Source organism: Prosthecobacter sp. (assembly GCF_044226605.1).
Classification (GTDB): Bacteria; Verrucomicrobiota; Verrucomicrobiia; order Verrucomicrobiales; family Verrucomicrobiaceae; genus Prosthecobacter.
The window spans coordinates 73,831-97,724 of record NZ_JBGAGS010000014.1 but is presented as its reverse complement, the minus strand read 5'-3'; the positions used below and the strand labels follow the sequence as shown (position 1 = coordinate 97,724).

Annotated in this window: 16 protein-coding genes; 5 read left to right on the top strand and 11 right to left on the bottom strand. The window is 61.2% G+C overall.

Annotated elements, in window-relative coordinates:
- Positions 1 to 134 precede the first annotated feature (134 nt).
- On the bottom strand, positions 135 to 1,094 hold the full coding sequence (locus ACILSO_RS19890; RefSeq protein ID WP_395739198.1) for an FAD binding domain-containing protein: 960 nt from the start codon (positions 1,092 to 1,094) through the stop codon (positions 135 to 137).
- Positions 1,091 to 1,714: an aldehyde dehydrogenase iron-sulfur subunit PaoA gene (gene paoA / locus ACILSO_RS19885; protein WP_395739336.1), complete on the bottom strand. Its 624-nt coding sequence runs from the start codon at positions 1,712 to 1,714 to the stop codon at positions 1,091 to 1,093. The genes ACILSO_RS19890 and paoA overlap by 4 nt, the downstream gene beginning before the upstream one ends.
- A 450-nt stretch (positions 1,715 to 2,164) precedes the next feature.
- Here paoA and ACILSO_RS19880 point away from each other — a divergent pair, with 450 nt between their 5' ends.
- Positions 2,165 to 2,338, top strand: coding sequence for a YetF domain-containing protein (locus ACILSO_RS19880; RefSeq protein WP_395739335.1), 174 nt, complete (start codon positions 2,165 to 2,167; stop codon positions 2,336 to 2,338).
- A 327-nt stretch (positions 2,339 to 2,665) separates the two neighbouring features.
- Entirely contained in the window at positions 2,666 to 3,721 is a 1,056-nt protein-coding gene (locus tag ACILSO_RS19875) for a fatty acid desaturase (protein ID WP_395739197.1), read from the top strand.
- 20 nt (positions 3,722 to 3,741) lie between these two features.
- Here the strand turns inward: ACILSO_RS19875 and ACILSO_RS19870 are convergent, their stop codons facing one another.
- From ACILSO_RS19870 to ACILSO_RS19835, 8 genes are read right to left on the bottom strand one after another with little or no spacing between them, the layout of a single operon-like run.
- Entirely contained in the window at positions 3,742 to 4,662 is a 921-nt protein-coding gene (locus tag ACILSO_RS19870) for a hypothetical protein (RefSeq protein WP_395739196.1), read from the bottom strand.
- A 6-nt stretch (positions 4,663 to 4,668) separates the two neighbouring features.
- Positions 4,669 to 5,508 (bottom strand): hypothetical protein, encoded by an 840-nt coding sequence (locus tag ACILSO_RS19865; RefSeq protein ID WP_395739195.1) that lies wholly within the window; start codon positions 5,506 to 5,508, stop codon positions 4,669 to 4,671.
- A gap of 12 nt (positions 5,509 to 5,520) precedes the next feature.
- Entirely contained in the window at positions 5,521 to 6,423 is a 903-nt protein-coding gene (locus ACILSO_RS19860; RefSeq protein WP_395739194.1) for a MotA/TolQ/ExbB proton channel family protein, read from the bottom strand.
- A 43-nt stretch (positions 6,424 to 6,466) separates the two neighbouring features.
- Entirely contained in the window at positions 6,467 to 8,230 is a 1,764-nt protein-coding gene (locus ACILSO_RS19855; protein ID WP_395739193.1) for a hypothetical protein, read from the bottom strand.
- A gap of 1 nt (position 8,231) precedes the next feature.
- Positions 8,232 to 11,264 (bottom strand): hypothetical protein, encoded by a 3,033-nt coding sequence (locus tag ACILSO_RS19850; protein ID WP_395739192.1) that lies wholly within the window; start codon positions 11,262 to 11,264, stop codon positions 8,232 to 8,234.
- Positions 11,261 to 13,246, bottom strand: a complete 1,986-nt coding sequence (locus ACILSO_RS19845) for a hypothetical protein (protein WP_395739191.1) — start codon at positions 13,244 to 13,246, stop codon at positions 11,261 to 11,263. The genes ACILSO_RS19850 and ACILSO_RS19845 overlap by 4 nt, the downstream gene beginning before the upstream one ends.
- Positions 13,243 to 16,017 (bottom strand): hypothetical protein, encoded by a 2,775-nt coding sequence (locus tag ACILSO_RS19840; RefSeq protein WP_395739190.1) that lies wholly within the window; start codon positions 16,015 to 16,017, stop codon positions 13,243 to 13,245. The genes ACILSO_RS19845 and ACILSO_RS19840 overlap by 4 nt, the downstream gene beginning before the upstream one ends.
- A 4-nt stretch (positions 16,018 to 16,021) precedes the next feature.
- Positions 16,022 to 17,869 carry a hypothetical protein gene (locus ACILSO_RS19835; RefSeq protein WP_395739189.1) on the bottom strand — a complete coding sequence of 616 codons (1,848 nt, stop codon included), beginning with the start codon at positions 17,867 to 17,869 and terminating at the stop codon, positions 16,022 to 16,024.
- 259 nt (positions 17,870 to 18,128) lie between these two features.
- Here ACILSO_RS19835 and ACILSO_RS19830 point away from each other — a divergent pair, with 259 nt between their 5' ends.
- Positions 18,129 to 18,803, top strand: coding sequence for a hypothetical protein (locus ACILSO_RS19830; RefSeq protein ID WP_395739188.1), 675 nt, complete (start codon positions 18,129 to 18,131; stop codon positions 18,801 to 18,803).
- A gap of 136 nt (positions 18,804 to 18,939) precedes the next feature.
- Here the strand turns inward: ACILSO_RS19830 and ACILSO_RS19825 are convergent, their stop codons facing one another.
- Complete coding sequence (locus ACILSO_RS19825; RefSeq protein ID WP_395739187.1) at positions 18,940 to 19,953, bottom strand: Kelch repeat-containing protein; 1,014 nt, start codon at positions 19,951 to 19,953, stop codon at positions 18,940 to 18,942.
- 185 nt (positions 19,954 to 20,138) lie between these two features.
- Between ACILSO_RS19825 and ACILSO_RS19820 the strand changes: the two genes are divergently transcribed.
- Both ACILSO_RS19820 and ACILSO_RS19815 read left to right on the top strand, forming a co-directional pair.
- Entirely contained in the window at positions 20,139 to 21,263 is a 1,125-nt protein-coding gene (locus ACILSO_RS19820) for a prenyltransferase/squalene oxidase repeat-containing protein (RefSeq protein WP_395739186.1), read from the top strand.
- Positions 21,264 to 21,368: 105 nt separating this feature from the next.
- A complete protein-coding gene (locus ACILSO_RS19815; protein WP_395739185.1) occupies positions 21,369 to 23,891 on the top strand; it encodes a PSD1 and planctomycete cytochrome C domain-containing protein in 2,523 nt (840 codons plus the stop codon).
- The last annotated feature ends 3 nt before the right edge of the window (positions 23,892 to 23,894 follow it).

The window sequence follows — 23,894 nt, the reverse complement described above, 5'->3', positions numbered from 1 at the left end:
TATGATTTTTGATTTATGATTTGGGAGAGCGGCGAGGCCCGCAGCATGGCACAATCGGGATGGATTTGTGGTGAGGGGGCGCTGGGTGGCCGGAGCCGGCTGAAGCCGCTACTACAATACTCAGAAGGTGCGGGCTAGGGGCGGGGGCCTTGGGCGTCGTCGAGGATGGAGGCGAGGGCGCGTTCGACGAGGGGTAGCTTGAAGGCGTTTTGGGGGGTGGGTCTGGCGCCGGCGAGGAGACGGGCGGTGACGGCTTTGGCACCGTGGGGGATCTCGGCTTCGGCGGCTTCGACGCGCCAGGGGATGTGGGCGATGCCGCCGACGGCGATGCGGCCGGTGCCACCGGGCTGGATGACGGCGGCGATGGAGACGAGGGCGAAGGCGTAGGAGGCGCGGTCGCGAATTTTCAGGTAAACGTGGCGGCCGCCGAGGGGCGGAGGGAGGGTGACGGAGGTGATGAGTTCGCCGGGGAGGAGGGTGGTGTCGTGCTGCGGGGTGTTGTCGGGGAGGCGATGGAGATCGGCGATGGGGATGGTGCGGAGGGTGCCATCGGGCCGGACGGTGTGGATGGTGGCATCGAGGAGGCGCATGGCGACGGCCATGTCGCTGGGGTGGGTGGCGATGCAGGAGTCGCTGACGCCGATGATGGCGTGCTGGCGGCTGTGGCCATGGAGGGCGCCGCAGCCGCTGCCGGGGGTGCGTTTGTTGCAGGGTTGGTTGGGATCGTAGAAATAGGGGCAGCGGGTGCGCTGGAGGAGATTTCCGGCGGTGGTGGCCATGTTGCGGATCTGGCCGCTGGCGCCGGCGAGGAGGGCGCGGGCGAGGACGGCGTAGTCGCGCCGGACGCGGGGATGGGCGGCGAGGTCGGTATTGCGGACGAGGGCTCCGATGTGGAGTCCGCCTTCGGGGGTATCTTCGATTTTGTCGAGATCGAGGCGGGTGACATCGATGAGATGGGCGGGGGTCTCGACCTGGAGCTTCATGAGATCGAGGAGATTGGTGCCGCCGGCTATGAATCTGGCACTGGGATGGTGGGCGGTGGCTGCGGCGGCCTCAGCGGGGGTGGAGGCGTGCTGGAGGGTGAAGGCTTTCACAGGACGCCCTCCTTTTCGATTTCGGTGATGGCGGCGTGGATATTGGAGTAGGCACCGCAGCGGCAGATATTGCCGCTCATGCGCTCGCGGATTTCCGCCGGGGTGAAGGGCGGGTGCTCGGTGAGGTCTGTGGTGACGTGGCTGGGGATGCCGGCTTTGATTTCTCCGAGCATGGCGAGGGCGGAGCAGATCTGGCCGGGGGTGCAGTAGCCGCACTGGAAGCCGTCGTGCTTTACAAAGGCGCTCTGCATGGGGTGCATTTTTTCGGAAGTGCCGAGGCCTTCGATGGTGGTGATCTCCTTTCCCTGATGCATCGCGGCGAGGGCGAGGCAGGAGACGATGCGGCGGCCGCCGACGAGGACGGTGCAGGCGCCGCACTGGCCGTGATCGCAGCCCTTTTTGCTGCCGGTGAGGCTCAAATGCTCGCGGAGGGCGTCGAGGAGAGTGGTTCGGGTGTCGACTTCGAGGTCGTGGGCCTGGCCATTAACTGTGAGGGTCAGTTTCGTGGTGGTGCCAGGGCCGGTGAAGGCGGGGGGCTCGGGTGGCGGCGCGGGCTGCTGGGCGTGGAGGGAGGGGGAGAGGAACTGGGCGCCCCAGATGCTGGCGGCGCAGGTGCTCATGTGGGTGACGAATTCGCGGCGGGTGGGGCCTTCGCTGCCGGAAGAAGTGGGTGGCTGTGTCTGCTGCTGCTTATAGGGCCCGACATCGGGGGAAGAGGGGTGATCGTCGGGCGGGTTCATGGGGAGCGGCTGTGAGCGGTGCTCCTCGATTTCGAAGCCGGGGGCGGGGGTGGATGGGTGGGAGACGGGGCGGGGTGTCAGGGTGGTGGATGAGAGAGGGGGAGGGGGAGGCATCCGGTGGGGGGATTTCAAACGATCTGGGGATGCATCAACAACCGTTCAGACGATGCCATGAGGAGAACAGGCGAGAACCTAGGGACAAGCGGAGGAGCAGGTGGTGGTGTTTGCTGCGCGCCGTGGATCCGAAGGTGATGAAGGGTAGGCATGACGATATTGGAGCGATGTTGACGACTTCTTTGGACTGGGCCGCGCGGCGCAGGAACCGAACTTCTGGCAGATGAGGTGGTGCGGGAGGCGACGCTGAGGAGGCACCACGTGAGCGAGGATGACCTCTCGAAACAGCTGCGGCTGAAAGCGAAGATGACGGAGCCGAATCAGGTGAAGCTGGCGTGCCTGGAGCGCAGCGGTGAGATCAGCTTCATACCGAAAGATACCGGGAAGTGACAGGACGTGGCACGCAGGAGAATGGCGGTGGATCTGGTTTACGCGCCTTTTTTTGGAATGAAGCAGGGAGGCAAAAAAGTGGGCGTGCAGTCTTCTGCAGACCCACGCCCTTGGATCAAGACGCCGCGCTTTTCGGTGAGGATTTGCGCGAGGTGCTGAACAATGAAGAGAACGCTCAAGGGCCTCGTCGTGGATGCATGAGCGTGTGTTTTTTATTCTGGGACTTAGTCTCAATCCAGGTTTGTTATTTCTCTGGTGGCGGAAGTATTGAACGATCGAAAAGACGATCTGTGGCGTTATTCTTTATAGACTGATGAAAGGAACGTTATGAATACTAGTGGAGCGACTTTTCCGACGCTGACGGCTCGGTTTCCGACGGTTGCAGAATGGAAGGCGATCGTAGCGAGGTTTCAGGTGCCATCGCTATGGCGCGCTGTGGTGCAGCTGGTGAACACGCTGGTGCCGTATGTGCTGCTGTGGGCGGGCATCTACTGGGCGCTGCAGATTTCGTGGTGGCTGGTGGTGCCGCTGGCGGTAATGGCAGGAGCGCTGGTGGTGCGGGTGTTCATCATTTTTCACGACTGCGGGCATGGCTCTTTTTTCAAATCGAAACGAGCGAATGACATCGTGGGCTTCATCACGGGCATGCTGACGTTTACGCCGTACTACCAGTGGCGGTGGGAGCATTCGCTGCACCATGCGACGACGGGGAACTTGGACAAACGCGGCATCGGGGATGTGTGGACGATGACGGTGCAGGAGTACATCGAGTCTTCGCGGTGGAAGCGGTTTGCGTACAAGCTGGCGCGGAATCCTTTTGTGCTGTTTGTGATCGCGCCGTTTGTACTGTTTGTGATTTTGCAGCGGATTCCAGCCAAGGGCGGGGATGCTCGTGAGAAGAACTCGGTGTGGTATATGAATCTGGCGCTGCTGGGGCTGGCGGTGGTGATGTCGTGGATCTACGGGCTGGGGAATTACCTGATCGTGCAGGCGATCATCACTGGGGTGTCGGGGGCGTGCGGGGTGTGGCTGTTTTACATTCAGCACCAGTTTGAGGATGCGTACTGGGAGTCGCACGAAGAGTGGGACTTCACGGCTGCGGCGCTGCAGGGGTCGTCTTATTACAAGCTGCCGCGGGTGCTGCAGTGGCTTTCAGGGAACATCGGGTTTCATCACATCCATCATCTGAGCTCGAGGATACCGAATTATCATCTGGAGCGGTGCCATTACTCTCATCCGGTGTTTCAGCAGGTGAAGCCGATCACGATTCGTGTAAGCCTGAAGTCGCTGGCATTTCGGCTGTGGGATGAGCAGCAGAAGAAGCTGGTCGGATGGAAGAGGATGAGAGAAATCAGAAGGCAAAAGATGAAGGACGGGCAGTAGATTTACCCTTCGACTTTTGATCACAACGGCTTCGGCGATGTTCCCTTCGGACTGAAGGTGATGATGAAGTGTTCGGGGATGACGTCGAAGCCGTAGTCGAGGCCGGCTTCGAGGATGAGTTCCTTGAGGGCACGGAAGGTGTCGTAGGAGTCGGGGTAGACGTTGAGGCTGACGTAGCCGCCCCAGCGCTGAAAGCTGGCGAGGAGGCGGCGGACGGCGGCGGTGTCGGTCATGGCGATGCCTTCGGATTTTTTTGGGATGGCTTCAAAAGCTTCGTCGGCTTTTTCGACGCGGGTGATGCCGGGGAAATTTTCTCCTGAGGCGTCCACGAGCGGGTAGATGGCGCCGTATTTGAGGAGGACGTTCATGGGAGTCTTGGTGATCTCGCGTTCTTTGGGGAAGCGGACGTGCTCGGTCTGTTTGGCGTTGTTGTCCGTGATCTGGCTGCGGATGCTCTGGATCTTGGCGGCGAGATCGCGGCCTTTTTGCTGGGCGGCCTCCTTGCGCGCCTTGGCGTCGGCGTCGCGCATGTCGAGGGCTTTGACTTCGGCGCGGAGTTCTTTGATGTCGCCGACGGGGTCCTTGGTGGAGGCGTCGTTGGCGTTCATCTGGGAGGCCTGCAACTGGCGCAGGCGCTCCTGAGTGGCGCGGAGTTCATCGCGCTCCTGGAGGAGGGCCTGGAGCTTGTCCTGGCCGGTGTCCTTCATTTTTTTGCTGAGCTGCTGGATGCCGGCGAGTTCTTTTTTGGCGGCATCGAGACGTTCGGCGAGGAGGCGGCCCTGGGTGCCGGTGATTTCGGTGGGGTCTCCCGGGGTGGGGGTGTTGTTGTGGGTGAGGAGAGCGAGGAGGCAGGAGATGAGAATGATGCCGCCGAACATGTTGCACAGGGTGTCGAGCAGCAGGTCGAGGCTTTCACTGGAACTGGGGCGGAGCTTACGCATGGGTGGTCACTCCTTGGCGGGGGTGGTTTCAAGCTGGATCTCCTCGGGGATGAGATCGTAGCCGATCTCGTAACCTGCACCGCGGATGCGCTTGTTCATGTCTTCGAACTGGATGGAGCCGGAGGGCTTGAAGTAGATAACGGCGTAGTGGGTGGCGGGCGGGAAGGCGGTGAGCGCCTGCATGAGTTCGTCCTGAGAAGAAATCTGGCGGGCTTTGGAGCCGTCAAAGAGGAGGATGCGGTAGGCGGATTTTTCGACGACTACGAGAACGGGGTCTTTGTTGGTGGAGCTTTTCTGGGGGATGAGGCGTAGGATGTTTTTCTGGTCGTAGCTTTGGGCGAGGCGGCTCTCGACTTCCTTGAGCTCGCTTTCGAGGGAGGCGAGTTTTGATTCCGCGTCGGCGGCTTCCTTGGTGTGGTCGGGAAGAAGCTTTTTAAGCGATTCGACGGTGGTGAGGAGCTTTTGCTTTTCGATGCGAACCTCGATGTCGAGGCGGGAGTCCTCGGTTCGTTCGGTGGCCTTGGGGTTGGATGCGGAGATGAGGCGCTCGATGGAGAGCTTGAGCTCCGCGATCATGCGCGTGAGGGTTTCGGGGGTCTCGTTGGAGGGGAGTTCGGTCAGGGGAGCGGCGCGTTTGGCCTGGGCGATTTCCTCGAGAGTTTTCCGCAGGGCGGAAGCGAGCTCGGCGTGGGGGTCCGGGGTGCTGCTGGTGCTGAGGACTTCATCCAGATTCAGCGCGAGAAAGATGGTGATGATGACGAGAAAGCCGGTGGTGCCAGTGATGACATCCTGGAAGGCGAAGAAGCTGACGACGCTGCCGTCTGATTTGTTGAACCGGCCTCTCATGCGGGGTGTGAATCAGGTGGACTGGAGGCGGAGCTTGCCAGCGACGTGCTTGCTGCAAACGTCGTTGCAGTCGTCAAGGAACTGGGACTCGAGGGCCTGCATGAAGCTGACGAGGAGCTGCAGGATGAAAGCGCAGACGAGGGCGACGAGGGTGGTCTCGAAGGCGGTGGAGAGTCCGCCTGTGACGGTCTTGAGGGAGGCGCGGATGGCGGCGAGATCGCCCCCGGCGGTGAGGGTGTCTGTGAAGGCGCCGATGGCCTGGCTGAGACCGAGGACGGTGCCGATGAAGCCGAGGACGGGAATGCCCCACATGAAGCCCTGAACGATGCCGTAGCTGGAGGCGACCTGGGCCTCGTCGTTTTCAGCCTGCACTTTGAGAATGGCGGCGACGTCCGCGGTGTGGCCGATGTTGTGGAGATTGGCGAGGGCGAGATCGATGCGATTGAAGAGGACGAAGTGGTGGGGATTGTCCACCATCATGCACATGCGGTCGCGGACTTCGCGGGCGGTTTCGGGGGTGAGGACGAACTCGGGCTCCTGGGGCATGATGTGGAGGCCGAGGGCGCGGCGCTGGAGGATGAACTTGCGCCATTTGACCCAGAGGAGAGCGAGCGCCCAGAAGAAGAGGAGCATGGTAGGGTAGGGGCAGGGGCCGCGCTCGAGAAACATGGCGGCGAACCAGTGGGTGTCCGGCCAGCGCTGCTGCATGACGACGATGACGGCGTAAAAGGCAGCGGTGAGCAGCACGCCGAGGACCATGGACATGAGCTTGCCGGGATTGGTGAAGCGTCCGCCGTGGAAGCCCCATTTGCGCTCGATGTCAGAGCGTGACCAGTCGAGGGTCTTCTTCGGGTCTTGGAAAGGATTTCCGGAGACGGGGGCGTGGCTGGAGGGCGGGACCTGGGGAATGCTCATGGAACTGGTAATAGGGTAGGCGAGCGCATGGAGAGTTCACGACTCATTTGTCGCCCGTGTAAGGAATGGGATCGATGCCGTTCTGGCGTTCATCCTCGATGGAAATGAGACGGTATTTGGGAGTGCCCTGGCCTTCCAGATTGCGGGCGCAGGCCTGGATCCTGCTGCTGCCGATTTCCAGGGCGGTGACAAACGTTTTGGCGGAGGCGAGGTTTTCCTTGGACTGCTGTTCGGAGGACAGGAACTCCATTTTTTTCACATCGGTGATGTCGTCATGTCCGAGCATGGTGGTTTCCAGGCCGGTGGGCATGGCGGCGCTGTTTGGAATTTCATCGAAAGCGAGGAAGCAGTGCCCGGGGACGAGAACGAGGTAGGATTGAATGCCGATCTTATGCAGCACGGAGGCCATGAGCACGGTGCCGTCCACGCAGTTTGCCTGATGGTTGTCGATGGATTCCTGCAGGAAGCGGACGCTCTGGCTGACGACACGGTCGCCCGGGCGGGTGGTGACGACGTTGCTGTATTTGATGCCGCGGCGCTGCAGTGCGTTCCAGATTGAAAAGACCTGAAGACGCACCTGCTTGCGGATCTTTTCCGGATCATCGCCCTGATAGCCGTTGAACTTTTTCACCAGGCCGGAGTCGAGGGCCTCTTTGAGGATCACCTGAACCTGGGGGTGGTCTTCGTTGACGTAGGCGGCAAAGAGAAAGGAGAGATTGGTGCCGCCTTCGCCACTCTTGTTGAGCAGGAGCAGGGGGCAGTCGTTGATGGAGCGCATGGTGTAGGTTTCGGTGACCTGCCGAAGCTCCTTGTCATCGACGGAGGCTGAGAAGATGACGTTGATGGGGCGCTGCTGGCGGACTTTGGTCAGGGCGTCGAAGTTCCAGACGATCTTGGGCATGATGAGGGCACTGCCATCCTCGCCCAAGGTGTTCACGATCACCTGCTCTTTCGAAGGCTGCATGAAACCTTCGGCGGAGATTTCGACATTGATCTTGGCGCCTTTTTTCAGGCCTTCGAATTCGAGGCCAAGCCAGCTGTTTTCATCGCCGTAAAGGGGGCGTTCGTTTTTGCGAAGCTGGGCGTCGTCCTCAGTCTTCTTGTCCTCCGCAGCCTGGGCATCGCCATTCCAGTCGACCTTGGCAGTGGAAACGAGAGCGCTGGGGTAGAATTCCTTTCCAGTAAGAGAGTAGGGGCGGAACTTGACGGGGCCTTCCTTGGACTCCGGTTTTCCCTTCGTGGTCGTGGCGCTGCCACTGCTGTACTGGCTGTTGGACTTGTGGGTGGCAATGACGTACACAGCCACAATGGCCAGCAGGATGCAGACGGTGGCGGAGATGATTACGACCGGCCACACCCAGACCGCTTTATGAGCAGGGGGCTTTGAGTGCGGGTTGTGCGGCATGGGCACGGTGTGACCGCCTTTTTGCAGAGGAGGGGGCGGCGGCGGCATGGCATGCTGCGATGGGGCTGCCTGCGGCTGCTGAGGAAATGGGACCTGCTGCGGAGGGTAGGCGTAGGGGGCGTGCTGGGGAGGATAGGAATAAGGGGCGGCCTGCTGAGGCGGGTAGGAATAAGCTGCCTGCTGCTGCTGCGCGGCCTGGGCGCTGCGGGTGGCTGCAGCGGCGGCCTGAGACGCGGCGCGATGCTGCTCCAGGAAGTCACGGAGGACGAGCCATTTGCCATCCACCTGGATTTTGTAGAGGGAATGGATGTCACCGGCGGAGAGGCCGGCTTCGATGTCGGCGTAAGTGAGCCCGGATTTCTTGGTTCCGCGCCATTCCAGGGTGTAGGTGGTGTCACTCATATCAAGGAGCTGTTAGGAAGACGGATTCGTTGAGAACAGGCTTGGACTCCATGCCGGGGGAGGTGAGGGCGTCCTGATACTGTTTGGCGAGAGCTTTGCGATCGACGCTGACGATAAACACCGGGCTGAGGGGGACGGATGCGGAGGCGATGATGGGGCTGGCGGAGTCCGAGGCGGCGCTGCCGGCGGAGGGGTTGGGAACCAGAAGAGGTTTGCCGCCTTCTTTGCCAACGACCCAGAGCTCCGCAGCGGTGCGGCCCTGGGTATTGAGTACGAGGGACAGATCTGTCTCGACGTAGCCGGCGAATTTCAAGCCGGCATTGGCAACGGCACGAAGGTAGGCGCGGCGGGCGGAGGCCTCCTTCATGTAGGAGCGGTCTTTGATGGATTTGAAGAAGGCGGTGAGCGGGGCAGTCCACTTGTCCCGCATGGCAGGGACGAGCCAGTCCTCGCTGCGCAGGGCGGTGGAGGCGAGAATGCGCTGGAGCTCGCGGATGTCCTGCTGGAGGGATGGGCAGAAGTGATCTCCCCAGGAATAGGGGCGGAGCTTCACCATGTCGTAAAGCTTGAGCATGACATAGGCTTTGGCGACGGGGCTGGCGCCGGTGTCCCGGTTCAGCTTGTCAAAGACGTCCAGGAGCGGGCGCTGCACGCGCTCGCCTTTTTCATCTGCGATGCGGCCGAACTCCATGAAGTTCATGAATTCGCTGGTCTGGCTGAGGCGGGTGGACTGGACGGCGTCTCCCTGATAGGAGCCGGCGGTGCCGGCGCGGGTGAAGCTCTGCTGGATGAACATGACGGAGGTGAGGGAGGGCTCAGGCACGTAGAACTTGGAGCTCCAGCGGGTGGCGCCACCGATGACGGTCTCCTCGGGCTTGCTGGTGGACCAGATGGTGGTGGAGGGCTTTTTGCTGGAGTAATGGACGAGGGTGTTTTCGAAAATGTTGTTCAGGCGCTCGTCATGGAGGAAGCTGAGGATGACCTTGAGGTCCGCCTCCAGCAGGGTGTCCGGGTACATCTGGCGGCCGGATTTGTCATCGAGAATGGCCTGAAGCATGTCCTGGTCCCCGCTGGTATAAAGTGCTGCCTGGAAGGCTTTCTCCGAAGGCATGGTGTCGAGCATTTTGGTGGCCGGGGCGGCTTCGGCGAACTTGACGGTCTGCCACTTGGCGACGGCCTTGCGGTAGTCTTCCAGCGTCTTTGAGGCGGCGGTCTCGGTGCGCAGGGTGGCGAAGGACTGGAGGTCATCCTTGTAGGAGTTGAGGCGCTGGCGCAGGGCCTTGATGCGGGTTTCGAGATCCGCCGGCAGGGCGAGGGCGGGGACTTCGGGCTTGAGCAGGGCTTCAAGCGGCTGGAGCTGCTGGTCGAGGGCATCCCGGCTGGTGCGTACTTTGGCGGCCAGCTTTTCATGAGTGAGCTCCTCGGTGCTGGTTTTTTCGATCTGGCCGAGCGTGGCGCTGGTGCTGGTGGAGATGCCCTTGAGGACGGTGGCGAGGTGGAGATCCGCCTTGGTCTTGAGAGCGGTGAGGCGGTTTTTCTGCCTGGAAGCCAGATCTCCCGCGAGCTGTTTCACCAGAGCTTCGGCATCGGCAAGCTGCCGCACGAGCTGAGGAGCGGGAAGCTTGGTGCTGTCTCCATCGAAGGATTTTTCGAGGGCGGCGAGGGCATCCTGGGCCTGCTGATCGGTGCCCCTGGCCTTGGAAGCCCAGGCGCTGACTTCCTCGATCTTGGCCTGGAGGTAGGGCCAGCGGAGAAGTAGCTCCTCCTCGCTGCGGAGTTTTTTGATGAGATCCTGCGCCGCGCCGGTGCTTTCTTTTTTCTGATAAGAGGCAAGCTCCTGAGTGAGTGTCCAGGCCTTCCAGGCATGGAGGCCGAGGGCGGAGATGAAGCAAAGGACCAGCAAGGCGGCTGCGGCCATGGACATGGTGCGGATGCGCCGGGCGCGCTGCATGCGCTCCAGGCGGGAGCGCAGCTCCTGACCTGCGGTGCGGAGGCGCTGCAGGGCCTCATTGGCGACGGGAAGCTGGTAGCCCTCCAGCTCCTTCCAGCGTTTCACAAAGGTCTCGTCCTTTTCGGCGACCTCGGCAAAGGTGACGCCAGAGCCGGTGAGAAGGCGAGTCTCCACCTCCTCGACAAACAGGATGAAGCTCTTGAGTGCGCGGTCAAAGCTGCGCTGCTTTTCGTCCGCGGCTTTCTCCTTCTGGTAGTAGCGGGAGAGCTCCGTCATGGCGGACTGCTGAGCATCATCGGCAGGGACGAGGCCGTGCTCCGCGATCAAGGCGTCCAAGGTTTCGAGCAGGCGGCCGACCTGGCGCCACTGGCCTTCGGACTTGAGAGTCTGCAGGGTGGCGATCATGCCGGGCACGCGGGCCTCGGCCTGCCTGCGGCGGAGGGCCTGGCGGATGTCCTCCCCCTGATGATAAACGTCCAGGCGCTCGAGCTTTGCCGGAGGTGCGACGGCCCTGATGCCTTCCGTGAGAGCGGCGATGCGTTCTTCGTCATCGGTCTTGAGGGCCTCGCGGAGCAGGTCGATTTTTTCCTGCAGGCCTTTGTTTTCGAGGCGCTGGAGTTCTTTGCGCGCGTTCTCGTCCTGGGGATTGAGCTTGAGGATGGTCCTGACAATGCGGAGAGATTTCTCGTCGTCACGAGAGAGGACGGCTGAACGAAAGTCCTTGTAGAGCGGGTGATTGGCGGAGATCCCCTTGGCGTAGAGGTTTTCCAGATCCTGGATCTGCCGCGCATTGAGACGGACGGCGGTCTTGAGGCCGTGAGATTCGCAATAGGCGTACCAGTTCTTTTCTTCGCCAAAGCTGAGGATGGCGGCGAGGTCGAGCAAGGGCGGTTCTTCCTCGGCGACCTGGAGAGCCTGGTAGTCGCTGCCTTTCTGAAGCATGGCGGAGACGCGGTCCAGGCGGCGCTCGGCATCGGCGCAGGACTGCGCGTAAGTTATGGCAGCGTCTTCAACGGAAGAGGGAGGAGATTCCTCTTTGAGGACAGCGCGGATAACCTCGATGGCATGGAGCAGGGGTTTCACAGGGGAGAAGGCTTGGAAGTGGAGGGCTTGGCAGCGGGAGAGACGTTCAGCTTGCAGAGCTCGTATTTGCCGGAGGGCTGGTCCAGCAGGAGGGTGTAATGACCGGGCATGAGATCAAAGTGGGGAGACTGCCGGCCTTCGAGGCTTTGAAGCTGCGCGCGCAGAGACTGAAGCTGGTTCTCTTTCTGGAGCTGGGTGTTGAAGTAAGCGCCGACGCGAGCGTCCTTCTCGGCCTGGGAAAGTTTGGAGGTGGCCAGAGCAGCGATGTCCGCAGCGTCTTTTTGCAGGCCGGCTTCGAGCTCGGCAATCTTTGACCGGACCTGCGCAAGATTGCCCAACAGACCCGATTTGGCATCTGGCGAGACGACCTCGAAGGACGAATCCGCCGTGAGTTTGAGATCAAAGATCCGCTGCTCCGAAGCGGTGCCATCAAGCCGCAAGCAATAGACCACATCCCCCATTCCAAGAAGGTGCAAACGGGGAATGAAGCCTGGCGGCATGCGCAGGGTGGGAGATGAAGCATTGTCCGCCGTGGCGGGAATCTCCTGCGTGAAAACGGGGCGTGTGACGACGGTGCGGGCGGGGATGAGGCGGAGATCAAAGAGCACCTGCCTGCCGTCATTGCTGCGACCCACGAGGCGGAGGCCATGGTCAGACATGCGGTAGTGATCCGGAATGGAACGCAGCGTGCCGACGATGGAAAAGCGGACGAATTCGTTTGGCTGGGCGACCACGCTGGCACCGAAGACGAGGGTCTCCTTGTCCCCCATGCGGATGGGCATCATTGGATTCATCCGGCCTTTTTCGATGACGGTCCTGCCCTCGGGAGCGGGGCTGGCATCCCAGGCATCGCCAGCGAGCAGTTGCATGTCAGGAGCGACATTTAGTCCGGCGATTTTGCCCGAGAGGTCTTCACCGAATTTAAACAGGAGGACATGGATGTCGTGCGTGGGTGGAAAGGCGTCCGCATCTTCAAACACCACGCCGGGCTTTGGCGGTTCTGGCGGGCGGGCGGGGACGGTTTCCTTGTTTTGTTCCGCCTGCAGGTCCGTGCCGTCCTTGTCCTTCTGAGTTTTAACGGCCAGCGCCCTGGCACGCAGCCATACGGGCAGCGAGCTGTCGGCGAAGATCTTCTCCAAAGCAGCTGGGTAGGCGGGGCCTCCAAGATCCAGCCACAGCCTGAGCCAGAGGCGGGCTTCAGGATCCATGAGGCTGTTCTGACGTTCCATGAGATCGAACAAGTCCGACCATTGCATGCAGGTGTAACGGTCAGGCTCCGTGCGGCGCAGCGCCTCTTTGGCGATGTTTTTCAGGGGTTGAACGACCGTGCCCGGAGGCAGGGGAAGGTTCTGCAAATCAAGGAAGGTGCGAAGCTGTTTCCAGGTGGCATGGCGCGCCTGCTCCCACTCGTGTGCGGCTGCGTAGAGAGATTCGGCCGTGGCCCTGTCTGCCTCTGCCTGCAGTTTTTTCCAAGGGGCCGCATGCAGGGCTGACCACGCATCGAGGAGGTCTTTGAGTTTTGAGAGGTCCTCTGCTTTTTCCGAAGGCAGGACGAGCGGGGTCTCTTTGTCCGGAGAGTAAAGCACCTGCTTCGTGGCGCGAAAGAATTGCGCGTGGGATTTGAGCCGTTTTTCTCCTTCCTCCAAGTCGGGCTGATCGAGAAGAAACTTTTTGGAGTCGTCGAGAATGAGGCTGTTTTCTGTCCAGAGTCTTTCGATGGCTGCTGCGTAGGCGGCGCGCGCCTGCTGCTCCTGCTGCCGCTGGAAGTGCCAGAGCAAGCCGCCGCCAACAGCCGTGATCAACAGCGCCGAGACAACGAGGGAGATGGCAATGTAGGCCGGATTTGCCTTTGGAGTTTCGCGACGCGCTTCAGGAGGCCAGCCGCCCATGGAGCTTCCGCCTGCACCTTCCGCGGAAGGTGGAGGCACCTCCTCGCGGAGGGCGGCGCGGAAGGCCGCGATGGCTCTGAGCAGACGGTTCACGGAGCGGGAGGCTTGGGAGCGGAAGACTTGGCAGCGGCGGTGACGATGAGTTTGCAGAACTCGAGTTTGCCGTTTGGCTGATCAAGCAAAAGGGTGTAGCGGCCGGGCATGAGATCAAAGTGGACGGTCTGCTGTCCTTCGAGGCTTTGGAGTTTGGGCCGCAAGGTCTGAAGCTGAATCTCTTTTTCGGTCCGAGCTTTTGTGTATCCGGCTTTGCGGGCCTCCTTCTCGCGAGCTGAAAGCTTGGTGTTTTCCAGTGCGGCTGCATCGGCATCATCCTTCGCGATTCCTTTTTCCAGCTCGGCAATCTGCTGGCGGATTTCCTGAAGGCTGAGTCCGAGGCCCACCTTTGCCTGCGGCGGGACGACCTCGAAGGAGGAGTCTGTGACGGGCTTGAGATCGAAGGTTTTTTGTTCGGAGGCAGTGCCGTCCAGGCGCAAGGAGTAAACCACGCCGGGCAGGCCCGTGATGTGAATGCGAGGGATGAAGCCTTCGGGAAGGCGGAGAGTGGCGGCGGCGAAATTGTCCGCAGAGGCGGGGATCTCTTTGGCGAGGATGGGTTTTGAGACGGCGCTGGCGAGGGGGATGAGGCGCAGATCAAAAAGCACGTGCACGCCATCCTTGCTGCGACCCACCATGCGGAGGCCGCCGGCGGTGCCACGGTATTTTTCGGGGAGGGCCAGCAGGCTTCCGGAGCTGGAGAAGCGGATCATTTCGTGCAGAGGCGAAAATTTGCCGGGGCCGAAGGTGATGTCGTCTTTGCCTTCCATGCTGATGGAAGAGAGAGGCTTGAGCTGGCCGTCCTTGGGCTCGGTGTTTGCTGCTGGAGCGGGGTGGGCGTCTGCTGCTTCACCGATGAAGAGCTGCATGTCGGCGGCCACTTTCAGCCCCTGGATTTTGCCGGTGGGATCGTCACCGGTCTTGAGCAGGACAATGTGGATATCGTGCTTGGGAGGCAGTGCGTCCGCGTCGTCCATGACGACCTGGGGCTTGGGCTGCTCGGCGGGCTGGCCGGGGCTGTCTTTTTTGTTTTGCTCCGCCATCTGGCCTGCGCTGGCCTTGTCCTGCTTTTCCTTCACGCTCTTTGCCTTGGCGAGCAGCCATGCAGGGAGGGAGTTGTCGGCGTGGCTTTTTTCCGCCGCGTCCCGAGGCGTGGGTCCGCTGAGATCTTCCCAAAGCTTCAACCAGCGCAGAGCTTCGGCATCTGCGGGTGTTTTGTGCATGCCGAGGCTGTCGAACAAATCAGTCCATGCGATGCGGGATTCGGCGCTTGGTTCTGCGAGGCTGAAGACTTCCTTGGCGAGGGTTTTCAGGGGATCGAGCAGCTGGGCGGAGGGCGGGGGAGGGGCATCGAGCTCGACGAAGGCGGCCAGTTTTTTCCAGGCGGCGTTGCGTGAGCTTTCCCACTTGCGGTAGGCTTCGTAGAGGCTGGCGGCTGTGGCTTTGTTTTTGTCGGACAGCAGTTTCTCCCACGGGCGGACATGCAGGGCGGCAAACTCCTCCAGCTTGTCCTTGAGGGTGGCGAGATCGTCTTTGTTCTCGGTTGGAAGGGAGAGCGGTGGAGCGTTTTCCGGCTGCGCCAGAGCCTTCTTCATGCTGCGGAAGAAATCTTCGTGGGATTTCAGCAGCTTCCGGCCGTCTTCAAGAACGGGCTGCTCCACGAGGAACTTCTTGGTGTCGTCGAGGATGAGGTGGTTCTCCTTCCAGACTTTTTCGACGGAGGCCTCATAAGCATTGCGCGATTTTTTCTGCTGCTGCTGCTGATTGAACTGCCAGAAGAGCCCGCCGCCGACACCGAAGATGAGGAGGGCGGCGATGACCAGGGAGATGGCGATGTAACTGCGGCCTTTTCTGGGTGCTTTTTGACGTGAGTCGGGGGACCAGCCGCCCATGGTGGAGATGGGGGCGGAATCGGCGGTGGGCAGGGCCATCTTTGGTGCCGCCTTGCCCTGCACGAGGGGCGGAGGCAGGGAGGGAACCGCGGGCGCGGCTACTTCGGAGGAGGCGGCGGGTTCGTCGAGTTCCGGAAGCGGAGGAAGGGAGGAGGGATGGGTGAGATCGAGGACGAGGCGGCTGGAGTTTTCCACCTGGGACCGCATGGGGGAGGAGGAGGCAAGAGCGACCCAGCGGAAGTCGGCGAGGTCGTCATTGGGCTCCAGGCAGGTGGTGAAGCGTGTCTGCCAGGCCTGTGCCTGAGATGCGAGCAAGGACTCGCGGAAAAGCTCCAGGACGTTCGCGCCAGGAGGGGTGATGAGGTAGCAGCCTTTGAGGGCTTCGCGCGACCAGAGGAGGCTGGCGGAGGCGGGATTTCCCGTGACGGCGGACCATGCGTGGGAGGGGCGGGAGGCGAAGGAGGCGAGATCGATTTCCTCCGCAGAGTCGAGGAAGCGGGGGCCTTCGCTCCAAGTGGTGCGCCAGGACATGCCGAGGAGAACGTCCGCCGGGGTGATGCCAGCGGCGGCGAGGGCGCGGACCTCCCGCGGCTCTGCGATGAGGTGATGCGCGATGTGATTGGTGCGGCCGGTGTAGTCTGAGCCGGCATCCTGCAAACAACTCAGCACATGATAGGTGCTGGAACCGACGGTGAGAATGCGGCAGGTGTGAACGACGCGGCGGGGATCGTGCCCGGGAAGGCGGGCGAACTGGCTGAAGCGCTCGACGGCGGCGGCGAGCATGCCGCTGACGGCGCGATGACGAGCGACGGTGCCGAAGCCGGTGCGGCCTGCCTCAAGGAGGCGGGGAGCGCTTGTGTAGATGAGCTGCCAGGCCATGAGATCAGTGCGCGGAGGGTGAAGACGGGATCATATCTGGAGTGGCCTGGGCGAGGACCCAGAGCGTGGGCGCCTCCACATGCCGGGGATTGAGCTGCTTGGGATCCGGCCCGATGCGGGGCGTGCCTTCGCGGTCGAGGAACTCGACGGGAGAACAGCCGAGGGGGCTGACGGCGAAGTAGCAGACATTGGAGGAGATGGCCTCCGCATTGGCGACGATGGAGGGGCAGGAGCGTACCATGAGCTCGCGCACGCGGGCGGAGTTTGCCTTGATGTTGTCGAGCCTGACGGCGCCGTCCTGGATGGCAGGAAGGAGAGGGGCGTCTCCGAGCAGGTAGGACCAGGTGTCGTATTTGCCGACCATGACGGCGAGCGGTGTGGCGACGCGCTGGCGGGAGTCGAGGCCGAGGAGGCTCTTGATGCGGACTTCGGTTTCGGCGAGGATGACGTCCTGCTGATCGGTGCGGTGCTGCTTGATCTGGGGATCCGTGACTCCACTCATCATGGCGCGGAACTCGGTATTGTGGAGAGGATCGAAGAGGAAGAAAATGCCGGAGGCGACGGCGATGTGCTGTGCGCCGGGGGAGTCGGCGCTGTTGCGGGTGGGCTCGAAATGCTCGCCAGCATTGTCATAGAACACCATGGAGAAGCCGCTCTCGGGTGTGGCAGGGTGGGAGAGCTTGAAGATGAAGGGCTTTGGCAGGCGGACCTTGCGGCCCTGGCGGGGGAGGGTTTCGTAGAGGGCGCCTTCGAGGTCGGTCTTGGCGAGGAAGGCGTCTTCCGGAGACGAAGAGGAAAACAACTGTGTTTTCATCTGCGTGAGGATGACGTTTTCGGAGGGATCGGCATCGCGGAACGTGATGCCGAAGTTCTGGAAGAGGGTGGACTGGAGGAGCTTGACGAGGACGCTGAGGTAGTAGGACTTTCCGGAGGAAGGCGCACCGACGATGGAGAAGATGTGATGCGGGAGATCAAGGAAGCCCGGGGGGAGCTTTCTGCGGCAGTGGGGGCAGGCGAGGTCCGAGGTGGCGAGGCCCATGGCATCGAGGGCCTGGCCGCGATCATTGAAGCGGGTGGCGTGGAAGCGCTGCATGGCTTCGTCTCCGAGCATGGGATCGCCGCGCAGGCTGTTGTGAACGGCGATGTTCATGACATCACCGCGGTCAAATTTGAACCAGCAGATGGGGCAGGTGAACTCGCCGTATTCGCTGTTGAGCTCCATGCCGAGAGGGGCGGGCTCGGACTCATGGCCGTGGGCGGCGGCGTCGCCGGAACTGTGGCGATCATACCAGGCAGATTTTTCCGCCGGTGGTGACGAGGGCGGAGGGATGCTGAGGATGTCCTTGGCATCCTGCAGGTAGAATCCCATCTGCTCCATGCCATTTGGGATGAGGAGCATCTGCTTGCGAGAGTTGGCGGAGAACTGGCCGAGCCAGGAGCGGAGGTATTCCGAGCCGAAAGGGCCGCTCCAATCGTGTGTTTCACTGCTATAAACGAACCAGGAGTTGTCCCGAGCCAGCGCCATCCAGGCCTCCGGCTGAGGGGTGTTTTTGAAGGCCAGCAGGTGACCGCCGCCCATGACGGTGTGCTCTTCCCCGGGCATGGACCTGAAGAAGGCAGCAAGGGTGCCATTGATGAGGACCGGGGTGCTGAAGTTCAGCTCCATGACATCCCCGCGCCTGGCGATTTTGCAAAAGACCTGGGGGCATTGGGGAGAGCTCAGCTGAAGGTCAGAGCCAGGAGCGGAGCCGATGACAAAGCTGGCGCCTTCCACCGCTGCGCGATCTCCCGTGGTACAGTTTAAGATGCAAAGGGAGCTCTGATTGCTGCGCATTCTTGCCTGCTGGGTCATGTGGAAGCTGGAAGTAAACGTGAACTTGGGAAATAAGGTCTTTGCCTAGAAAACAGCGAGTTTTCTCTGCCGATTAGACCACTGACGAACCAACGTGCAATCAGATTCCCATTGAAGCTTGAGGATATCGCCGAACGTTAAAATCAGGAAGAAAAGGAAGCTTGAGACATGCGTTCGGTAAACGGAGTGGTGAACAAATGAGCGCAAGAAGGCCGCCCGCACGTTCTTTATGGCGTCAGCGAACTTTTCCCACCGCACCATGATCCGTTCCATCCTCGCTTTTGCCGCTTTCTCCCTGCTGCCTGTGGCGGCTTCTGCTCACTCTCTTTGGATCGAAGAACTGCCGGAGCATGCAGGGCTGGGGGTGCGCTTTGCGCAGTGGGGGGATGAGTATGAAGTTTCGCCGGGGCACCTGGACTCCTTCTGGCAGGTTTCTGGCTGGACGGTCGATGACAAAGGGGAGCCGCAGGTTCTCGACGTGGTGAAAAAGAAGGATCACTTCTTCCTTGGCAAAACCGACGGGACCATGCCGGTCTTTGCGCAGGCACACTTCACGGTGCGCAAGCTGCATGAGGACAAGCCGGCGAGGGCACCGATTTTTTACTGCCGCTGGCAGCCTGAAGGGGCGGGGGCGGGAACTCCGATGATGACGATGGATGTGGTGCCGACGGGGAAGCCGGGAGAAGCGCGGGTGTATTTCCGGGGCAAGCCACTGGGCGGTGTGGAGCTGCTGTTTTTCTCACCGAAGGTGACGGATCAAAAACTGCAGGCGGATGCTGATGGCTATGTGCGTGCGCCAGACATTTCCAAGCCGGGGCAGTATCTGCTGGCGGTGGCCCGCTACAGCGAAGAACTGGCAGGCTACTTTCAAGGAGTGCCGTATGGCATCACCAGCCACAGTGCGTCGCTGTATTGGACGGTGAAGGAGAAATAAAACCACGCTCCATTGGAAACGTGTCTGCCCGGTGCTGTTGGTTGCGCAGACTCTCCTGCGAACGAGATTCCACCGATCCGTTTACCACGGCTCATGGTATAGAGAAGGGCCTGTTTTGTGAGCCGACCTTTCTGTTTTACTGTTTCGCTTCCGAAGTTTTTGCAGAAGGCTCCGGGGGAAGTGGTGACGAGTCTGGGGCGGGGAGGGGGATGACTTCAGGCGGGGCTTTGCCGCCTTTGCCGCTTTCACCGCCGATGGCGACGAGTCTGCCGGGGGCGCCATTGAGCAAGCGGTGGAAATAACGCGGGTGGGTCAGTTTTGACACGGCGACCCATTGGTCGTTTCGCAGCTCTAGCAGGCGGCCGGGAAGACCGCTGGAAAAGAGCCTGCCATCGCTCGCGGCAGCGGCGAAGCCGAAGCCGCCGATTTTGTCGGCAGGCAGAGAAGGGCCATCGCTCCACTGGCCGGTCTTGGTGTTGAGCACGGAAACGGCGCTGGTGGTCTTGCTGTCATCGGTCATGCCGCCGATGGCGTAGACTTTGGTGCCGATGGTTTGAACTGCGAGGGCGCGGCGTTTGAAGGGCTGGGGATGGCTCTCCCATTTTGCCTCGGGTTTGGAGAGATCGAGCGTGAGATAGGTGTCGTGCCAGACGGAATCGGCTTCGCCTTCCATGCGCCAGCCGCCGATGACGTAGAGGACGTCTCCACAGACGATGCTGTCATGGCTGGAACGGCGCTGAGGAAGTTTGGGGAGGGGAATCCACCTGCCGGTGGCAACGTCATAGCGGGCGGCGGTTTCGCTGGACCAGAGATCCTGCTCTTCATCCCTGGCATTACGAGCGGCCATCCCGCCGATGCGGATGACGCCACCTTTTACGGCGACAAGAGAGGCACCTTGGGCGGGTTCATCTTTGGCCAGTGGCTCCCACTGGTCCGCGCCTGGCTTCCAGCGAAACAGATCGCCATGAACTTCATCGCGATTGTACTTGTGACGCCTGCCGCTGTGACCGCCGTAAAAATAGAGAGAGCCATCCGGCATGCCGGCAGCACCAAAGCTCGCCACGGCGAGCGGCATTTCTGGTGGAGTCTCTTCTGCGGAGAGCGGTGAGGCCAGAAAGAGAAGCAGGGAGAAGAAGGGAAGGACTTTCATGCAGAGGTCTTCGATACAGCGAGGTGACGCGGCCGCTTGGGTTGGGGGGATGAAATGATGAAGGCAAAAAGCCATGAGCTGTAAACGACCGGAATGGGGCTGGAATGGTCAAAAACAGTTCAGCGGGGGATTTTTTCGATACGTCCAGCTTGAGAAGGAAGCCCGTAATGTTGCAGTCTGCCGCCATGAAAACGATTTCCTTCGCCTTCTTTTTGCTCGCAGGTGTGGCCACGGCACAGACGAAACAGGAGGTGCAGGCCGCGATCTCGCGAGGGGTGGATTTTTTGAAGGGGCAGCAGAACAAAGACAGCGGCCACTGGGTGACGAAGGAGGATCCGGCGCTGAGCGCCCTGGTGCTTTCCGCCATGATTCAAAATCCCGCGGGTGCAGGCGACTCGGACGAGCTGAAGCGTGGCTATGATTTCCTTTTGAAAAATGTGCAGCCGGACGGAGGCATCTACACCAAGGCGCGGGCCAACTACAACACGGCCATCTGCCTGATGGCGCTGGTGCTGCGAGCACGGCACGAGGATGAGGAGGTCATCCGCCGCGCGCGGAACTTTGTGGCGCATCAGCAGAACGATGCGGACACGCCGGGCAAAACAGACAATCCATTTGATGGCGGGATTGGCTATGGCGGGCAGCAAGGCGGAGCGCATGCCGATCTCTCCAACACATCCTTTGCACTGGAGGCACTGTATTACTCGAAGAAGCTGTTTCAGGACACGGGCAAGCCGGTGGAGAAAAAGGACGATCTGAACTGGGATGCGGCGATCCAGTTCGTCTCGCGCTGCCAGAATTTCAAAGCCACCAACGACCAGCCTTGGGCGGGTGTGGACAAGGAGAATGTGGGTGCATTTGGCTACACGCCTGTGCCGCAGGCTCCGCGGGGAGGGAAGAAGGAGGGCGGGCCGGTGCCGATGCGCTATTACGGAAGCATCAGCTATGCGGGCATGCTCAGCTTCATCTATGCCGGGCTTACGCCGGAGGATCCGAGGATGAAGGCAGCGCTGGAATGGCTGGGTAACAACTACACCGTGGATGAGAACCCGGGCATGGGAGCGGAGGGGCTGTACTATTACTACCACACGATGGCCAAGGCGCTGGCGACTGCGGGGGTGGCGACTTTGAAAACGAAATCAGGGTCTGCCGACTGGACGAAGGACCTCTCGCAGAAACTGATCAGCCTGCAGAAAAGTGACGGCTCCTGGGCGAACAAAGAGTCCGGGCGGTGGATGGAAAGCGACCCGGTGCTGGTGACCGCCTACACGGTGCTGGCGCTGGAGCAGGTGCACCGGGCGATGAAGTAGCGTCGGGACCAACCTGCCAGAGGAGGACAGGAGAGGGCCGCACAAATTTTCGGCAACCTTTCCCGGGATGTCGTGTTCAACGCGACAACCTGCTTCACCCCTCCCATGAAGAAACTGACCTTTTCCCTCCTGCTGCTGGCGCCTGCCGCGCTGAATGCTGCTGACGCCGCTGAGACGGCGCATGCAGGCATTCCACCGGATCAGCTGCAGTTCTTTGAGAAGAACATCCGGCCGGTGCTGGTGCAGTCATGCTACAAGTGCCACTCCAGCGAGTCCTCCAAGGTGAAGGGCGGGCTGACGCTGGACACGAAGCAGGCGACGCTGCTGGGAGGCGAGTCGGGGCATCCGGGGGTGACGCCGGGCAACATCGCGCAGAGCAGCATCTACGAGGCCCTGACCTGGAAGAACGAGGACAACCAGATGCCGCCGAAGCAGAAGCTGCCGGACGAAGTGATCGCCAATTTTAAGAAGTGGATCGAGATGGGAGCGCCGGATCCGCGCGAGAACAAAGTGGCCAATGCGAGCGGAGGCAAGCGGGTGATCAACATGGATGAAGGACGCAAGCACTGGGCTTTTCAGAAACCGGTGAAGCACACGCCGCCTGAAGTGAAAACCGAGGGCTGGGCTAAGACGGACATCGACAAGTTCATCCTGGCTGGCATGGAGTCCAACGGACTGCACCCGATGCGGGATGCCGACCGGCCGACGCTGATCCGGCGAATCGCCTTTGATCTCACCGGGCTGCCGCCGACACCCGATGAGGTGAAAGCCTTCGTGGCCGACCAGTCGCCTGAAGCGGTGAAGCGTGTGATCGACATGTATCTGGACTCCGAACGCTATGGCGAACGCTGGGCGCGGCACTGGCTGGATGTGGCGCGGTATGGCGAGAGCAGCGGCAAGGAGGTGAACGTGCTCTACCCGCACGCGTGGCGCTACCGGGACTACGTGATCGAGTCGTTCAAGAAAGACAAGCCGTACGACCAGTTTCTCAAGGAGCAGATTGCCGGAGACCTGCTGAAGTTTGACGGCAAGCGCGACCAGGCGAACAAGATTGTGGCCACGGGATTTCTGGCGATTGGCCCCAAAGGGCACAACAACCGTGACCGCCGCCAGTTCTCGATGGACATGGTGGACGAGCAGATTGACGCCGTATCCCAGTCGATGCTGGGGCTGACGCTGGCCTGCGCGCGCTGCCATGACCACAAGTTTGATCCGGTGACGCAGCGTGACTACTATGCGCTGGCGGGCATCTTTCTGAGCAGCGAGACCTTGTTTGGCACTTACGAGCAGCTGCAGAACAACAACACGGCCGGATTGATCGAGCTGGACCGCAGCGCCGGACAGACGGCCGCGGTGGCGAAGATCTCCACGGCGGAAGTGGCGGAGCTGAAGGGGAACTACCAGCGGGCCAAGCTGGCTGCCGACGAGGCGCAGAAAGAGGTGTTTGCCATGCGGCAGCAAGACCGCAACAAGGCGGGGGCGGCGAATTTCCTGCGCATCCGTGGTGCGCGGGATCGTGCGGAGGAGGTGAAGGCGGATGTGGATCTCTTTTATGAAGATGGAACGCCACGCACCCTGGCCATGGGAGTGCTGGACCGCTCCATGCCATTCAACAGCCCGATCCTGATCCGCGGGGACATCAAGCAGCCGGGTGAAGTGGTGCCGCGCGGGCTGGTGGAAGTGCTGTGTGCGAAAGGCGAGCCGCTGAACATTTCTCCGCAGAGTGGCAGCGGTCGGCTGGACCTGGCGTACTGGATCGCCTCGAAGGACAATCCGCTGACGGCGCGAGTGATGGCCAACCGTGTGTGGCTGAAGCTGATGGGAAGCGCGATCGTGGCGACGCCAGACAACTTTGGAGCGATGGGGCAGAAGCCCTCCCATCCGGAGCTGCTCGATCACCTTGCCGTCTCGTTCATGGAGAACGGCTGGTCGGTGAAGAAGCTGATCCGTGAGATCATGATGAGCCGCGCCTACCAGATGGGCTCTGGCTATGATGCGGCCAACTTCGCTGTGGATCCTGACAACAAGTACCACTGGCGGATGAACCAGCGCCGCCTGGAGGCGGAGGCGATCCGCGATGCCATGCTGGCGGTAAGCGGGACGCTGAACCTGTATCCGGTGGATGGATCGCCGGTGGCGCGTGCTGGAGAAGGAAGGCAGGGACTGATCTCGATCTTCCGCGGGGAACTGACCAGCAAGGCCTACACCTACCGCTCGATCTACATCCCGATCGTACGAGACATGATTCCTGAGATGCTGTCTGTCTTCGACTTTCCCGATGCCAGTCTGGTGAACGGGGACCGGGACACGACGAATGTTCCCTCGCAAAGCCTGTATCTGATGAACAACCCGCAGGCGCAGAATGCCGCAGACGCTTTTGCGACGAGGATTGCCAAACATCCGGGGAGCGCCGCCGAGCGTCTGAGCTATGCCTACGAGCTGGCGTTTGGGCGCGAGCCGACGGCGCAGGAGAAATCGGCGATCAGCAACTTCTGGATGCGTTTCCCGCAGCAGTTCGCGAAAGGGAAGGGCAGCAGCAAGGAGACGAAGGAGAGGGCGGAGTTTGCCGCGCTGTCCGCCTTCTGCCAGAGCCTGATCGCCAGCGCCGAGTTTCGATATCTCAATTAACGC